The organism is Ovoidimarina sediminis, assembly GCF_032586175.1.
GTDB classification, from domain to species: Bacteria; Pseudomonadota; Alphaproteobacteria; order Rhodobacterales; family Rhodobacteraceae; genus Ovoidimarina; species Ovoidimarina sediminis.
In genome coordinates, this window is the sequence record NZ_JAWHTE010000006.1 from 58,263 (window position 1) to 72,645 (window position 14,383).

The 14,383-nt window shown below is 62.5% G+C and carries 15 protein-coding genes; 7 read left to right on the top strand and 8 right to left on the bottom strand.

Translation table 11 applies throughout. The features are described from left to right. Window positions 1-156: 156 nt before the first annotated feature. From RXV90_RS09165 to RXV90_RS09175, 3 genes are all read left to right on the top strand, one after another. Window positions 157-1,116, top strand: a complete 960-nt coding sequence (locus RXV90_RS09165; RefSeq protein ID WP_316648302.1) for a DMT family transporter — start codon at window positions 157-159, stop codon at window positions 1,114-1,116. 11 nt (window positions 1,117-1,127) lie between these two features. Beyond that, entirely contained in the window at window positions 1,128-1,931 is an 804-nt protein-coding gene (cysE, locus tag RXV90_RS09170; protein ID WP_316648303.1) for a serine O-acetyltransferase, read from the top strand. Window positions 1,932-2,446: 515 nt separating this feature from the next. Continuing rightward, window positions 2,447-2,677: a hypothetical protein gene (locus RXV90_RS09175; protein ID WP_316648304.1), complete on the top strand. Its 231-nt coding sequence runs from the start codon at window positions 2,447-2,449 to the stop codon at window positions 2,675-2,677. An 83-nt stretch (window positions 2,678-2,760) separates the two neighbouring features. Here RXV90_RS09175 and RXV90_RS09180 read toward each other — a convergent pair whose 3' ends face one another. From RXV90_RS09180 to RXV90_RS09210, 7 genes are all read right to left on the bottom strand, one after another. Further along, entirely contained in the window at window positions 2,761-3,555 is a 795-nt protein-coding gene (locus tag RXV90_RS09180; RefSeq protein ID WP_316648305.1) for an alpha/beta fold hydrolase, read from the bottom strand. Window positions 3,556-3,804: 249 nt separating this feature from the next. After that, window positions 3,805-4,326 (bottom strand): DUF2165 family protein, encoded by a 522-nt coding sequence (locus RXV90_RS09185; protein WP_316648306.1) that lies wholly within the window; start codon window positions 4,324-4,326, stop codon window positions 3,805-3,807. Between the two features lie 51 nt (window positions 4,327-4,377). After that, window positions 4,378-6,042 carry an ABC transporter substrate-binding protein gene (locus RXV90_RS09190; RefSeq protein ID WP_316648307.1) on the bottom strand — a complete coding sequence of 555 codons (1,665 nt, stop codon included), beginning with the start codon at window positions 6,040-6,042 and terminating at the stop codon, window positions 4,378-4,380. A 109-nt stretch (window positions 6,043-6,151) separates the two neighbouring features. Next, entirely contained in the window at window positions 6,152-7,033 is an 882-nt protein-coding gene (locus RXV90_RS09195) for a TauD/TfdA dioxygenase family protein (protein ID WP_316648308.1), read from the bottom strand. A 4-nt stretch (window positions 7,034-7,037) separates the two neighbouring features. Further along, window positions 7,038-8,438: an FAD-binding oxidoreductase gene (locus RXV90_RS09200; RefSeq protein WP_316648309.1), complete on the bottom strand. Its 1,401-nt coding sequence runs from the start codon at window positions 8,436-8,438 to the stop codon at window positions 7,038-7,040. Further along, the gene (locus tag RXV90_RS09205) at window positions 8,435-9,661 is read right to left on the bottom strand and encodes an amidohydrolase family protein (RefSeq protein WP_316648483.1); all 1,227 of its coding nucleotides are present in this window, start codon (window positions 9,659-9,661) and stop codon (window positions 8,435-8,437) included. Before RXV90_RS09205 ends, RXV90_RS09200 begins: the two co-directional genes overlap by 4 nt. Next, window positions 9,661-10,359 (bottom strand): glutamine amidotransferase-related protein, encoded by a 699-nt coding sequence (locus tag RXV90_RS09210; RefSeq protein WP_316648310.1) that lies wholly within the window; start codon window positions 10,357-10,359, stop codon window positions 9,661-9,663. The genes RXV90_RS09205 and RXV90_RS09210 overlap by 1 nt, the downstream gene beginning before the upstream one ends. A 338-nt stretch (window positions 10,360-10,697) precedes the next feature. Between RXV90_RS09210 and RXV90_RS09215 the strand changes: the two genes are divergently transcribed. The 4 genes from RXV90_RS09215 to RXV90_RS09230 all read left to right on the top strand — a co-directional run bounded on the left by RXV90_RS09215 (window position 10,698) and on the right by RXV90_RS09230 (window position 12,805). Then, complete coding sequence (locus tag RXV90_RS09215) at window positions 10,698-11,585, top strand: alpha/beta fold hydrolase (RefSeq protein WP_316648311.1); 888 nt, start codon at window positions 10,698-10,700, stop codon at window positions 11,583-11,585. Between the two features lie 282 nt (window positions 11,586-11,867). Then, the gene (locus RXV90_RS09220) at window positions 11,868-12,143 is read left to right on the top strand and encodes a hypothetical protein (protein ID WP_316648313.1); all 276 of its coding nucleotides are present in this window, start codon (window positions 11,868-11,870) and stop codon (window positions 12,141-12,143) included. A gap of 63 nt (window positions 12,144-12,206) precedes the next feature. Then, window positions 12,207-12,386: a hypothetical protein gene (locus tag RXV90_RS09225; RefSeq protein ID WP_316648315.1), complete on the top strand. Its 180-nt coding sequence runs from the start codon at window positions 12,207-12,209 to the stop codon at window positions 12,384-12,386. Window positions 12,387-12,592: 206 nt separating this feature from the next. After that, window positions 12,593-12,805, top strand: a complete 213-nt coding sequence (locus RXV90_RS09230) for a hypothetical protein (protein WP_316648316.1) — start codon at window positions 12,593-12,595, stop codon at window positions 12,803-12,805. Window positions 12,806-13,153: 348 nt separating this feature from the next. Here RXV90_RS09230 and RXV90_RS09235 read toward each other — a convergent pair whose 3' ends face one another. Next, the gene (locus RXV90_RS09235; protein WP_316648317.1) at window positions 13,154-14,341 is read right to left on the bottom strand and encodes a BaiN/RdsA family NAD(P)/FAD-dependent oxidoreductase; all 1,188 of its coding nucleotides are present in this window, start codon (window positions 14,339-14,341) and stop codon (window positions 13,154-13,156) included. Window positions 14,342-14,383 lie beyond the last annotated feature (42 nt).

Here is a 14,383-nt window from a genome sequence, read left to right on the forward strand (position 1 = left end):
CCGCGGCCGTATCTCCCGGTGCGGCCTTGCGCATTTTCAAGGGCGCGCCACCAAGCAGTGTGGATTGGTACGCTCTGCCCGGCAACACCGGGCACGTCCTGCTGAGCTGCCTGCCGCCTGAGAAAACGCGGCGTTCCAACCCGAAAACGGCTCGCCATGACAGGCACTAGATGCGCGATGTCGGCCCTGGCGGGTTACACCTGGATGTCTCTGGCCGTCCTGATCTGGGCCAGTTGGCTTGTCCTCACCTCGTCGGGGCACACAACCGCTCTGTCCATCCTCGATCTGGCGGGGTTTCGGGCCATTATTCCGGCTCTCATGCTGGCGCCGTTACTTTGGCGACATCGCCAGACGGTCGCGCGATTGGGCGTCAAACGATGCCTGCTCATGTCCGCCTATGGCGCGCCTTTCACGCTTTGCGTCGGATACGGGCTAAGCCTCGCGCCCGTCGCGCATGCCGGTGCCATGGTGCCCGGCCTGATGCCGATCTTTTCAATCGCGATCGGAGCCGTCTTTCTGAACGAGCGGCTGAACCAGCGACAGGCGGTCGCCGTCCTTCTCATCCTGTCGGGCCCCGTGGCAATCCTCTCTAGCTCTTCCCAGGCATCGGCCTCGGATCAGCTCTGGACCGGACACGTCTTTTTCTTTCTGGGCTCTTTCTTCTGGGCCTGCTTCACCGTCACATCGCGGGCGCAGGACCTCCCGCCATTCTTGGCCACTGCGATCGTTGGGGCACTATCGACAGTGGTCCTTGCTCCGGTCTGGATGCTGGCAGATCTGTCCAACCTGGACATCGCGCCAAGGGCCGACATTGCGTTCCAGGCGGTTTTTCAGGGGATAGTGTCGGGCCTGGTTTCAGTCTTTGCCTTCAGCCAGGGGCTTCGTTTGATGGGTGCTCAGGCCGCCGCCCTGTCGGCTCTGACGCCGGGTGTCGCGGCTCTCCTGGCCATCCCGGTGTTGGGCCAGGTCCCGAGCGCTGTCGACGTTTTCGCTCTCGTTCTCGTGGTGACGGGTCTGATCATCAGAGCCTCGGGCAGGAAAGACATTCCGGGCAAAGTGGGCGCATCCGTGCAGGCCACACCGCCCGTCCAACCGCGGAAATCCCGCCTCAGATAGGAGCCTTGGTCATGAAGGGCATTCTGAAAACAGAGAGGGCGCCAGAAGATATCTGGCATTTGCTTCGGCGGGAAGCGCGCGTCTTGGCGGACAGGACGCCGTTTCTCGCCCCAATCCTCAACGACACGCTCTTGTCTTCCGCCTCGCTGCCGGAGGCTCTGGCACAGCGGATCGCCTCAGCGCTGGCCAGCCCGGACGTCAGCAAGCATTCCCTGCATATGTTGCTCTTGAATGTGCTGAATGCCGATCCATCCATCGATACGGCCGCGGCGCGGGATCTCGCGGCCGTCAGGTTGAAGGATCCGGCCTGCGGAACGCATATTCATGCTTTTCTGAACTACAAAGCCTTCCACGCACTGGTGGCCCACCGCATTGCCCACACCTTGTGGAAGACGGGACAACAAGAGCTTGCCGCCTGGCTGTCGAACCGGGCGTCTGCAGCTCTTGGGCCCGACATTCATCCCGGCGCTCATCTCGGGTCCGGGATCCTGCTGGATCACGGTTCTGGCATAGTGATAGGCAAAACTGCTGTTGTCGGTGACGACGTCACTATCCTGCATAACGTAACGCTCGGCGGCACCGGGAAGGTTCGCGGCGACCGGCACCCCAAGGTGCGCAAAGGTGTCATGATCGGCGCCGGTGCGTGCGTCCTTGGAAACATTGAAATTGGTGCCTTCAGCAAGATCGCTGCGGGCAGTGTCGTACTGAAAGACGTTCCGCCCGGATGCACGGTCGCGGGTGTCCCGGCTCACATTGTCCGTTCGCGCCAGGTGGCGGGCTTGTCGGAAGGGGATACCAAGCCGCTGGCATGTTGAGATTTTCGCGCGTCTGACGCGAACCGGCCCTGGAAAGGTACGTCGCCATAGGACGGGCGGGCTGGAAATGGGCATCGACGTCGGACCACCTGAATAAGGGGCGACGCGGAAACCTCCCGCGCGCTGCTACGCGCCCGTCTCGCGTATCAAGACATTCCGCCCGCAACGAGAATTCAGGGGAACCGCGTATTGGCCTGCCTGATCCGGCCAGGCTATGCCGTCACTGAAAGCGATATTCCTGCGCGAAATCGCCTATCGACGGCCCTGGATGGCCAGTTGCCCTTGCAGATCAGCCATCTGACCGAACGCCTCGGATGACCCCATTGACCCCATTGACCCCAAAGCAGTCAGAGCAATCGAGTGGCAGCCTGAAATTAAAGCATCGCTCCCAAACCGATGTTTGACGCCGCACCCGGCACCAAATGCCGGGTTTCTGCCTTATTGATGCAAATATCTGAACAAAAATGCCTTCCACTGCTGATCCTTGGGAACAGATCGATCTTGGAGTAGCGCCGATGACCCTTTTGACTTTCAGTGCGGCAGAAATTGCCAAGGTTCAGAACTTCGTGCTTGGCGAACGCCGCAAGAGCTTGAGCGAACGGGAATGGCACTTCCGGCTGCGTGGGTATGGCTACGGCCTGCGCGAAAATGGACGGAACTGGGTGGTCACAGCCCTTCTTGAGAACGCCGATCTCTTTGAGATCGACGAAGGCCTGCTCAACGAGCCAATGGCAATCAGAAGCTGATCTCTGCCTCCGGCCTGTCCTTGCACCCCGGACCGGACGGATGATGCATTGGCTCAAAGCTCGCATACGAGTGCGAAGCGGCATCATTCCAGCGCAGACTGAATGAGTGGGTTGATGAGGTCCGGCTTCGTGACCGCTGCCATATGCCCGCCCTGTGATAGATTCTCAAAGCGCCAGTGAGGCATGTTCTCGCGAAACAGGCCCACAGTCTCTGCGATGGTACCGACCGTGTCATCGGCCCAGATCACCGTCGTTGCCTCAGGCAGAACTTTCGCCCATGTCGAAATCGGTGTTTCTTCGTGCATAACGCAGTCCCATTCGTGGAAGTTCGGAACCAGGGCGGCTGCGAATTTCTCTCTCCGATCATCGGGCATGGCAGCCCAACTTCCTTCGCCGGCCCAATAGTTTGCAAACACCTCCGCAGCGGTGCGCCAGTCGCCCCTGCCCCCGCTTTCCTTGATAACATCCCGCAATGCGGTGGCCTCCCGGAATGCGTCCACGCGGCCATGTGATCTGAGCAGATAGAAAGGGTTGGGCTCAACCAGGACAAGTCGATGGACCTGGTGCCGAAACATCGCAGCCGCTTTCATCGCAACCGCACCACCGAAGGAATGCCCTACGATCGAGAACATGCTGCCATCCGACGGAACAAACGGAGCAACCAGTCGCGCCTGGTCTTCAAGGGTTTGCTGCGCCTCGCTGTTCCACGGTGGTGTGGTGCCGTAGCCGAAAAGATTTATGGCAATGAGATGATGGTTGGGGGCAAGCAGGTCTATCAGACTTCTCCACTGACGCGCTCCCGCCACGCTCGAGTGAATGAGGATGACCGTCCGACCGGAACCCGCTTCCAGAAAATCCACCTGCGAGGGTCTTTCCATTGCCGAAAGCTCCAATACCCCGATGAGCAAGTTCCGGGCAGCATAGACGCAACCTGTTCGTGGTCTCCAGCCGCAAAGTCAGATCCGGGCGACAACAACTCCGCCTGCGTCTGGATCGCTGGCCGGGCTTCGGCAAGCGTCCGCCATGGGAACATGATGCGGTTCTATCCTTCGGGGTTTTGACCATGGGAAGCGTTGGCGGCCTTGTCCTCGCCCCGAAACCCGCGCCCGGCCAAACCGGCGGGGCGGTTACGTCAGCGCAATGGCGGCCGCGATAAGAAGAACCGCGCTCAGGATCCCCCATTGCAGCATCTGGAAATGGGTGTTCTGGCCGCCCTCGTGGCCGAACCAGTAGCAGAAGTAGTTTCCGGCCACGAGAAACCCGGCCCAGATTGCGGTGAAGGCGCCGGTTGCGATCAGGCCAAGGGATAGTGCCGTCGGAATGTGCACGTTGCCGAACACGGCCAGGATCACACCCACCGCTCCGATCCAGAGAAGGGCCATCTCAAGCAACTCGCAGATCACGATCGCGCCGAACAGCCACCGGCGCAGGCGCGCATTGGTAAGACGGCGATAGGCGACATGCGCGTAGGCCTCGGGATAATCCTCGCGCATTCTCGCCATATCCATGACTTCGGCCGTGTATGTCTCGTTCAGGTAGGGATGGAACAGGTTTTCCAGCGCGCCAACGGTCATCCACGCGGCCATGAAGACGAGATTGACGCCGCAAAGGGCGAGTATGGCGGTATCGAGCATATCGGCAAATCGCATCCTGAAGACGTGTGGCCCGCCCTTGCATGGGGGCGGGCCGAAGTAAGCGGATCAGGCTTCCCAGTACATGTATTGTGGATACATTTCCTGGGAAATGTGGATGCCTGCGCCTTTCAGATTGGTCTTGGTGTGGTTCGCCAACCCGCGGAAATAAGGCTGAATGATCACGCCTTCATCCACCATGATGCGTTCAAGCTCTGCCATCAGGCCGCGGCGTGCCTCCACATCCGGGGTCGCCAGCGCCTGTTCGACCAGCACGTCGAACGTCTCGTTGGCGAAGCCGCTTTCATTCCACGACACGCCCGAGACATAGGCAAGCGCGTAGGTCTGAATGCCCAGCGGGCGGTGGTTCCAGTTCGTGACGGAGAAGGGATACTGGGCCCACGCGTTCCAGAAACTGGATGACGGGATCACGCTGCGTTTGATCTTGATGCCGGCGTCGCGCAGCTGGCCCGCGATGGCATCCGCCGTCGCCTTCCAGAAGGCGGAATCGAGCGAGATCAGATCATGCTCGAACTCCATCATTCCCGCCTCTTCGAGAAGCGCAACCGCCTGTTCGGGGTCATGAACGGCCGGGCCGATATCGGCGTAATCGGGATGAACCTTCGAGACATGGTGGTTCTCGCCCACGGCTCCGAGACCGTTATAGGCAAGTTCCAGAACGATGGCATTGTCCACCGCCAGCGCCAGCGCGCGGCGCACCCGGACATCGGCATAGGGTTGCGCACCGTCAACCTCTGCCAGTTGATTGGTCCGGGCCAGCACGACGGCGCCGGTGGTGACGGTGTGCTTGGTCCAGCCGTCCAATGCGTCGAAGGCAGGGATGAAATCGCCCTCGGTGTCATAGGTCACATCGAATTCATCGGCATCCGCCGCGGCGAAATGGGCGGCGGGATCGGTTCCGAAATCGATCAGCTCAACCCGGTCCATGTAGGCGCCGTTTCCAGCGTTCCACCAGGCGTGATCCTCGTTGCGAACCAGCGCCGCGGCCTCGCCGACGGAATAGAATTCCGGCAGGTACGGACCGGTCCCTATGGGATTGTCGAGCATCCTCACCTCGTCGAAGCTTTCATGCACGATGGCTGCGGGATAGTCCGACATGCCCGCGATCAGCGAGATATCGGGCTTGGGCAGGGCGATTGTCACCGTCAGGTCGTCGACGACCGTGACCGCACCCGCCAACATCTTTCCGGTATCGGGGTCGACGATCGATCCGAACCTGATCGCCATCGAATTCGCCTCGACCGTGCTGTCGCACCACCGCTCGATGTTGCGCGCCACATCTGCGGCGGTGAAGGCGTCGCCGTTGTTCCACGTCACGCCGGGACGCACCTTCAGCGTATAAAGCGTCGCATCGTCGTTGATCTCCCAGCTTTCCAGCAGGGATGGGGAAAACGTGCCGTCGGAATTGTATTGCACAAGGTATTCCAGCCACCCGCGCGTGAAGTTGGCTAGGCTGTTGAAATCGAACTTGCGCGGGTCGCGCATCCCAACGATCTCCTGCTGGATCCGAACGGTGCCGCCCGCCTGCGCATGACCGGCCGCCTGAGCCGGGGCGCTCATCCCCAGCATGGCGTAGGCCGTGGTGGCCGTCGCGCCGAAGGAACAGGCGGTGGCCAGAAATTCGCGGCGGCTGACGGCATCGTCGCCGACGCGCCTTGCCGATTGGTTCAGGAATTCCGGAAGGCGTTTGCCGCTGGACGTCGTGAAGGTCATGTTCTTTCCTCTCTGTTGGGTCAGGTGGGCCGCCGTGTCAGGAAGCAGCTTGAGGACTGCGGGGAGCGCTCTGCCGGAAATGGTCCGGTCGGCTGCGCGGGCTTCGGGATCAGGCCGGACGGCGCATTCGGTCCAGCCCGTCGTCTTCGGTTGCCGTTGTGCAAATGCTCGACAGCGTGCGGGGTTCCGCATAGGGCCAGGGCGTGCCGCGGTGCATCACCGCGCGCTGATCCCAGATCAGCACATCCCCCACCTGCCATTGATGCGAATAGACAAAGGCGGGCTGGGTGCAGAACGCGATCAGTTCGGCCAGAAGCGCCTCGCTGTCCGCCTCGTCACAGCCATCGACCTTGAAGGCATGGCTGGCGAGGTACAGCGCCTCACGCCCGTTGATCGGGTTTTCCCAGACAGCATTCCAATGCGTGTCCGGCCACTTGTTGAACATCGGCAGTTCGGCAAGCTCGGGCGATATCTTTCGTCGCGAATGGCTGTAGCGATGCCAGATGCCGCGCCCCCGGATCCTGGCCTTCATCGTTTCGGGCATCATGGCCCATGCCGCTCGGGTCGAGGCCAGTTCCGTGGCCCCGCCGGAAGACGGCACGACCCGCGCGGTGATGATGTTTGTCAGGGCGGGCGTCGGCAGAAAGGTGCTGTCGGAATGCCACAGGAAGTTGGATTTGAGGTTGAGCGTCTTCAGGTCCATCTCGCCCGAGGTCGTGCCGTCCTCCTGCACGTTGGAAACCTTGGGGATCTCGAAGCCCTCGCCAGGCTTGCGCTCGTCCGCCTGGCGGTCCTCGATCGGGCCGAACAGACCAGCGATACGAAGGTGCGCCTCGTCCGTCATGTCCTGCGCCCGGAAAAGCAGGGCCGAGTGTTCTTCGAACAGCGCCCGTATCTGAGGGAAAAGATGCGTCGCGGTAACGGCGTTCAGGTCGATCCCCTGAACATCGACCCCGAATTGCGGCGTGAGCGGTCTGGTGCGGATGGTCATTGCTTCAATCCTTGGCCATGGCTTCGATGTCGTCTGCGGAAAGGTGGCGCACCGTCTCCCAGGCCCGTGACTTGCCGGGGTTCAGAAGTCCCTTGGGGTCCATGCGCTTCTTCCAGGCCAGATGCCTGTAATCGGCGTTCTTCAATCCCCCGCCTTCGACGTGAAAGGTGTGGGCATCGGCCACGGTGAACCCGGCGGCCTCGTAGGCCCCGTCGATCTGGCGCAGCCGTGCCTCGTCGGTGAACCAGATGATCGGCAGATCGAATGCAACGATCCTACCGTCCACCCGGGCAAACTCATGGTGCTGCCAGACGTCATTCCCCACCGTCTCGCCAAGCCTTGCCACGGCATCGGCATCCGACGGATCGCCGACGCCGTATTGCTGATAGGTCGCGGTCCGGTCGGCCTTCAGCACCTGAAGCGTTGTGTGGTTGTACGCGAACTCGAAGACATGCGGGATCCCGCGCTCCTGCCGGTCCGCGTCGCTCAGCGCAAGATCCACCGTGCCGCCCTGCGCCGCGATCAGGCTGCGGTAGGCCTCCATGTCTTCGCGCGGAACGAGGGCGACCAGAAGATGCCGCCCCTTCGGCACGTGGCCGTCGAGGCGCGGAAAGTAATCGACGATCCGCGCATCGACCGCCGAACAAAGCTTGCGCCCGATGGTTTCGCTTGTGGCAAGCGCGTATCCCGCCGCGTAGCAGGCCCGATAACTGTCGAACGTGGCCATGCAGCCGATCCAGTCACGGGTCGGCACAGTGCGAAGCGTCACTTCGGTTATGGCGCCGTTCAGGCCCCAGGCATGGTGCACCTGCAGCGCCTCTTCAGCGTCGAAGATCCGTTCCTGCGGCTCGGCCTCGACCGACAGCGCCTTCAGGCTGATGATGTTGCCCTTCTCGCGCAGCGCCCCGTTCGCGATCGATCCGATCCCGGCACTGCCGCCCGAAACGAAGCCGCCGATCGTCGCGATGTCCTGTGTCGAGGGGAACATCGCCATTTCCCAACCTTCGGGGATCAGCGCCGCGTTGATATCGGCCATCAGCGCGCCCGCCTCGACGCGCACGTATCCTTCCCCGATCTCGAGGATCCGGTTCATCGCCGTCGTTTCGACGATCAGCCCGCCGCAAAGCGGCACGGCCTGCCCGTAATTGCCGGTGCCGCCGCCGCGCAACACCACGGGAAGGTCGTGGCGATAGGCGACGGCAAGGCAATGCGCGAGGTCTTCGCGCTTCGCGGGCCGTGCCACGAGGTCGCCGAAGCATGTCTTGAGCTGCGCATTCAGGATCGGCGAGTACCAGAAGAAATCCCGCGACCGCTTCTTGATCAGCACGGGTTCGTCGATCACCTCGACCGGGCCGAGTTCGGCGGCGATGGCACGCCAGTCGGTCTTTTGCAGTGTATCGGTCATGTAAAGGCCCCCAGAGCGTCGGGCAGCCTGCGGGGCCTGGCCCCGCACAGCAGCTCCGAACTGTCGGTTGCGTCGAAGACAAGAAGATCCCCGATGGCAGCCCCGTCGACGGTCCGGGGCGCCAGTCCCAGCGCGGTCACCGCGTTGGTGGTGATCATCGGCAGGTGGTCGCCAAGCGGCGGGTCGAGATGCGCGGCCAGCACGCTCAGACCAAGAACATGCAACGGATCGTGCCGGCCGATGGGACAGAACGCGTCACGCACATTGTCGGCGCCCAGTGCCACGGTGACACCGGCGGCCCGAAGCTCGTGCAGCCGCGTGATGCCGCGCCGATCGGGCGTGCCTGTGGTGCGGCCCTGAAGATAGAGGTTGGTCTGCGGCAGCATCACGACGGCGATGTCGGCTTGGGCCAGTTTCTCCGCGATGCGCGTCACATCCGCATGGGGCAGGTTCGCCAGCGAACAGGCATGGCCGCAAACGACCGGTCCTTCAAAGCCAACCCGAAGTGCTGCGTCGGCGATGCGCTCAAGCCCGTCGAGCCCCTGTTCCAGCCCTTCGTCCACGTGAAAATCCAGCGCCAGGCCAACTCTGTCGGCCTCGCGAAACATATTGGCCAGTCCGGCGTCACGCTCGGGCTGGTCGAACACGAAGGCGCCCAGCACCCCCTGCTCCCGCGCCAGACGCCGCGCGCAACCTCGGGCATACTCGGCGTCGGCCATCCGCCTTATGTCCGTCAGTGCGGCAAGCTGCACCGTCATGGCGCTCTCCGACGCGAGTTCGCCGACGATCTCCCAGGCGGGTGGCACGGCGCCCGGATCGCGATCATCACCCCAGTCCACATGCGTCCGGACAATGCCGCATCCGGCGGCTTCCAGCTCTCTCATGCCGCGGGCGGCCCTGCCCCTGATGTCGTCGGCCGTCCAGTTGATCTTGTCGGCTTTCTGCGCCGCGATCGCCGCAGCAAGATCCCCGCCGACATCCTGCATCCGACCGACGGTGTGACACTTGTCCAGATGCACATGGGGTTCGGTGAAGCGCGGCAGGATCATCCGGCACGCCGCAGCATCCGAGGCGGCCAGCCCGACGGCTCGCCCGTTCCTTATGACGAGGTCACCGGCCAGACAGTCCGCCGCCTGCGATCCGCCGAAATCATCGGCCCGGGCGAGCAACGCGCGGGGCACCAGAACCCCGGGCAGGCAGGCATCGATCCGATCCACCCGCATCACGACGCCACTCCGATGAAGCGATCCAGAAAACCCTCGAACCATAGGCCCTGCGCCGCGTCATGTTCTGTCAGCAACCGGTCCTGCTCCGCCCGGGATTGCGCGCCGGGGCGGCCATAGGCCTCGGCCTTCTGCGCCTGCCAGCGGCGAAATCCGGGCTCCGTCACCTCGGCGTGGAACTGAAGCCCATAGACGCTTTCACCCAGCCGGAACGCCTGGTTCTCGTAATTGTCGTTGGCGGCGAGCCGCTCGGCACCGTCCGGCAGATCGAAGGTGTGAAAATGCGCTTGGCATACGGTCAGCGGCCGGGCGAGGAAATCACCCGCCGCCTCGGTCGGAACGATCTCATAATACCCGAATTCGAAAATCTCGGTCTCGCGCGCCCCGGCCCAGGCGCCGCAATGATGGGCAATCATCTGCGCGCCCTGGCAGATGCCAAGCACCTTCACCCCTGCGCTCATGCAGGCGTCGATCCAGCGGTATTCGTCGCGAAGGAAAGGATGCCGATCTGTTTCGCAGGCATTGTAGGGTCCGCCGTAAACGATCGTGGCGGCAAGATCGTCCCCGGGCGCACCAAGCGCCTCGCCCCGAAACGGGCGGCGCGTGTCGACGATGTAGCCCGATCTCTCAAGCCAATTCGTTGCACGATCGTCCAGGGGCTCATCCCCATGGCGCACGGAAAGCACACGCGGTCCCATGTCATTCCCCGAAAAAGGAACTGGTTGCGTGGCCCTAAGAAAAATCTGTGCCAGAGATGCGGCTTAAAGCTTCCAAAACTCCGCGACACTGGCAAGCATTTAATTTCGACACTGAAAATAGAACGAAATGAAGGCCTTGCCGCTCAGGCCTCTTTCTTTCTGCTTTTGGCGCCTATTCCAGAGGCACAGTGATTCCGCGTCTGCCAGCATCCGACGGAAGGTCGGAACGCCGCCTGCGCCAGTGTCGGGGATCTGGCGCGCCAGGATTTGCCTGTGCCCCAAAGCTCCGGCATTCTTCCAGCGTGCGAGCCATATCGCTCTGGTAACAGGGAAGGCCGATGGCCAGGATCACCGCAAACGGTCTTGAACTCGAGGTCGAGCAATTCGGAAGCCCTTCGGCGTCCCCGATCCTTCTCATCCGCGGGCTCGGCTCGCAGATCATCCACTGGCCCACGCGTCTGATCGACGGTCTTGTCGACAGCGGGTTTCGGGTCATCGCCTATGACAACCGCGACGCCGGGCTTTCCCAGAAACTCGACGGCGCCGGCATCCCGGATATCGGTGCGGTGCGGGATCTCGTTCGTAAGGGCGAGGCCGTGCGCGTTCCCTATTCCCTTCACGACATGGCGGCTGACGGGGTCGGAGTTCTGGATGCCCTTGAGATAGAAAGGGCCCATGTGCTTGGCATCTCGATGGGCGGAATGATCCTGCAAGTCATGGCGCACCGGTATCCCGGACGCGTGAAATCCGCCGCGATCGTGATGTCTTCAAGCGGAGCGCCGGGCCTTCCGGCTGCGTCTTCCGAGGTGATGGATATGCTCACCTCTCACCCTCCGAAGACCGATCGCGAAAGCGTGGTCACCCACACTCTGATGTGCGACCGGGCTTGGGCCAGCCCGCTTTACCCCTTCGACGAGGCCGAAAGACGCAACCTCATAGGGCGCGCCTATGACCGAAGCTACTACCCGGAAGGCGCCACAAGGCAACTCGCCGCGATTACGGCTGACACCTCTCGCCACAGGTCGTTGTCCGCGCTCCGGATGCCCGTGACGGTGATCCACGGAACAGACGACACCCTTCTTCCGATCGAGCACGGACGCGATATCGCCTCGCGCATTCCCAATGCCGTGCTGGTCGAGATCGAGGGCATGGGCCACGATCTGGAAGGCGCCGTGCCGGCCATGATTGTTGACCATGTAACAAAGCTGGCGCGCCGCGTTACCTGAGGCTTGGCCGGCCCATGCTCACGCAAGGAACGGGTCAGGCAGCGCCTGCCCGGCTTCCGATGAATGGCTGCTATCGGCAGAAGCGTTCGCTTCCGCCTGAAACCGCGTTTCGAGGGCAGCAGATGGCCGTATGTCCGCGCTGAAAAACCAATTCCGGAACGGGGCAAGAAACCCTGCCGAAAGCGTCAAGTGTATCAAGGTGGCACTCGCTCGGACTGCGCTGGGTCAAAGCGCCGGTCAGTCCGATCTGTTAAAATTACAACGTGTAGGAGGGCGGCCGAAATGATAGCTCTGGAAGACGTCGAAGACATGTCCGCTCTCACTCGGGCGGAAATTGATGCTCTCGCGGAACACGAACATCTGACGACATTCGATGCGACCCTGATGGGGGAGTATCTCATGCATCTTCACCATGGGCCGCAACGGGTGAATGAGATCCTTTGCGACGATATCCGCACAGCATTGCATGACGGGAACCTACTGCACGCCCGCGAATTATATGCCGTACTGCGCGGCTTCCTCGCGGATCATCCAGAAGCAGCCCGGGGAGCGATCTGAAGCAATGAAGGTGTGCCCCTCGCATTCGCTGTGCCGGCTTCAATTGCATGAACAGGTCACGTCATGGAATTAGATATCCTGAGGTCAGTCGTCCCGGCTGTGATCGCAATTGCCGTGGTTCTGGCATTGGAAGACTGGGCTTTCTTCAAGGCGAAAAGCAAACTGCAGCGGGCGGTGATCGTCGGGGGCGCAGTCTTTGTACTCATACTGATCTTCAACTTGCTTGCCGGGCCCAGTTTCTAGTCTTTCCGGCAGGGGCCCCGGCGTCAGTATGATGCCGGAACGCGAGAACGGCGCATGCGCTTCCATGTTTACGATATGCTCGCACCAGCTGGCCTCAGGAACGGATGGGGGGGGAAGCCTGCAGGCAGGGGTTCCCGGGCGCGACGGCGAAGAGAACTACACTCCCCCCCGCAAGAGGCAACGACCGAGATAGGAGGAATTCTGCAATGTCGAAAGCGCATCTGGACGCGATGATGGAACTCTCCCGCTCCCGCGCGGAACAGTACCTGCACCTTGCCAAGGGAATGGTCATGAACGAGTTCGGTCCCGCCGCAGAACACTCTCACACGGATGTCACAATCGCTTTGGCCACTGCCATGATGCAGCATGAAGGCGCCCAGATCATCGCGGACGCGTATCGCGCAGCGGACGACTGTTAGGTTGCGGCCTTCAATCGGCAAACGAAGCTCCGGCACTCTCGCCGGGCGCTTGTCGCGATCGCCCACATCGGCGACGTCAGCAGAGCCACGGTATCTCCATCGCACACCCCCGCCATGAATGAGGGAGCCTCGGGGGCAGGTCACGCAGGTTCTCTTCGGCGAAATGCGCGCCTGAAACCTTGTGATCGCGAAGGCGGGCTTCGTATTCGGGGAATTCCGCAGGCAACTCATGCGGCGTGAGGGGCATTGAGCGGCACATTTTGAAACGGGTATTCGGGATGTGTGACGGCCGTGCCGTGACCCTGCCTTGGGGGGGTCAAATCTGATCTCAGTGGCCCGGTGCGGCCCTCATCGCCCACCCAAAGCCCGCTCCGCCACGGCCAGTCCCGCTGCTACGCCCGAGGACCAGGCCCACTGGAAATTGTACCCGCCAAGCCATCCGGTCACGTCGACCGCCTCTCCGATGGCGTAAAGGCCCGGGACGTCGCGCGCCTCCATGGTCTTCGACGATAACCCGGCCGTGGCGATGCCGCCTGCCGTCACCTCGGCCTTTGCATAGCCTTCGGTGCCCGTCGGCCAAAACGTGAGTGCTGTCAGCGTTTCGGCCGCCTGAAAAAGCTTGGCATCCGAACAATTGCCAAGTTCCTGCTCCAGCCCGATCCGTGCGGCAAGCACCTCCGCAAGGCGGGCCGGCAGATGACGGGACAGCGCTGCCTTCAGATGCGCCCTCGGCATCTCCTGCCGCGCTGCCCGCAGCACCGCCGCAGCGTCCGGCAAGACGGATAGGACAACGGGCTCCCCCGGTGTCCAGTAGGAGGAAACCTGCAGGATTGCGGGCCCCGAAAGCCCCTTGTGCGTGAAGAGTGCGGCCTCTTGAAAGGCAATATCCCCCACCCGGGCGACGGCAGGAAACGACACGCCGGGAATGGCCTTGAACAGCGCATCCTCGTCCCCCAGCGTGAACGGCACCAGCGCCGGGCGCGGCGTCACCACCGGCAGGCCGAAGCGGCGGGCGATGTCATAGGCCACACCTGTCGCACCCATCTTCGGTATTGACGGTCCGCCGGTCGCGATCACCAGCTGGCCCGCCTTGGCCCCTGCCACCTCGAACCGCCCGTCCGCATGGCCGATTTCACCCAGGGGTGTCGACAGTCGGATCTCGACGCCACCCCGGCTGCATTCCTCGAGAAGCATCGCGACGATCTGCCGGGCCGAGCCGTCGCAAAAAAGCTGCCCGAGGGTCTTTTCGTGCCACGCGATGCCGTAGCGTTCGACCAGCGCGACAAACTCCCACCGAGTGTAGCGGCTGAGCGCCGACTTCGCGAAATGCGGGTTCTCGGACAGGAAGTTTTCCGGCCCCGTGCCGGTATTTGTGAAGTTGCAGCGCCCCCCGCCCGAAATCAGGATCTTCTTCCCGGGCTTGTCGGCGTGGTCGATCAGAAGCACCCGCGCACCGGATTGCCCGGCGGTCGCCGCCGCCATCAGCCCCGCGCCGCCCGCGCCAAGAACAATCACGTCATAGTCGCGTTCCGTCATTCTCGCCCAGAGCCCATTGCGCATGTCCGGCCAGGCCGCCGT

Coding starts and splice junctions, on each gene's coding strand:
- cysE (WP_316648303.1), top strand. CDS start 1,128: ATGAAGGGCATTCTGAAAACAGAGAGGGCGCCAGAAGATATCTGGCAT.
- RXV90_RS09215 (WP_316648311.1), top strand. CDS start 10,698: ATGGCCAGGATCACCGCAAACGGTCTTGAACTCGAGGTCGAGCAATTC.
- RXV90_RS09195 (WP_316648308.1), bottom strand. CDS start 7,033: ATGACCATCCGCACCAGACCGCTCACGCCGCAATTCGGGGTCGATGTT.
- RXV90_RS09230 (WP_316648316.1), top strand. CDS start 12,593: ATGTCGAAAGCGCATCTGGACGCGATGATGGAACTCTCCCGCTCCCGC.
- RXV90_RS09175 (WP_316648304.1), top strand. CDS start 2,447: ATGACCCTTTTGACTTTCAGTGCGGCAGAAATTGCCAAGGTTCAGAAC.
- RXV90_RS09185 (WP_316648306.1), bottom strand. CDS start 4,326: ATGCGATTTGCCGATATGCTCGATACCGCCATACTCGCCCTTTGCGGC.
- RXV90_RS09165 (WP_316648302.1), top strand. CDS start 157: ATGACAGGCACTAGATGCGCGATGTCGGCCCTGGCGGGTTACACCTGG.
- RXV90_RS09210 (WP_316648310.1), bottom strand. CDS start 10,359: ATGGGACCGCGTGTGCTTTCCGTGCGCCATGGGGATGAGCCCCTGGAC.
- RXV90_RS09235 (WP_316648317.1), bottom strand. CDS start 14,341: ATGACGGAACGCGACTATGACGTGATTGTTCTTGGCGCGGGCGGCGCG.
- RXV90_RS09200 (WP_316648309.1), bottom strand. CDS start 8,438: ATGACCGATACACTGCAAAAGACCGACTGGCGTGCCATCGCCGCCGAA.
- RXV90_RS09190 (WP_316648307.1), bottom strand. CDS start 6,042: ATGACCTTCACGACGTCCAGCGGCAAACGCCTTCCGGAATTCCTGAAC.
- RXV90_RS09220 (WP_316648313.1), top strand. CDS start 11,868: ATGATAGCTCTGGAAGACGTCGAAGACATGTCCGCTCTCACTCGGGCG.
- RXV90_RS09180 (WP_316648305.1), bottom strand. CDS start 3,555: ATGGAAAGACCCTCGCAGGTGGATTTTCTGGAAGCGGGTTCCGGTCGG.
- RXV90_RS09205 (WP_316648483.1), bottom strand. CDS start 9,661: ATGCGGGTGGATCGGATCGATGCCTGCCTGCCCGGGGTTCTGGTGCCC.
- RXV90_RS09225 (WP_316648315.1), top strand. CDS start 12,207: ATGGAATTAGATATCCTGAGGTCAGTCGTCCCGGCTGTGATCGCAATT.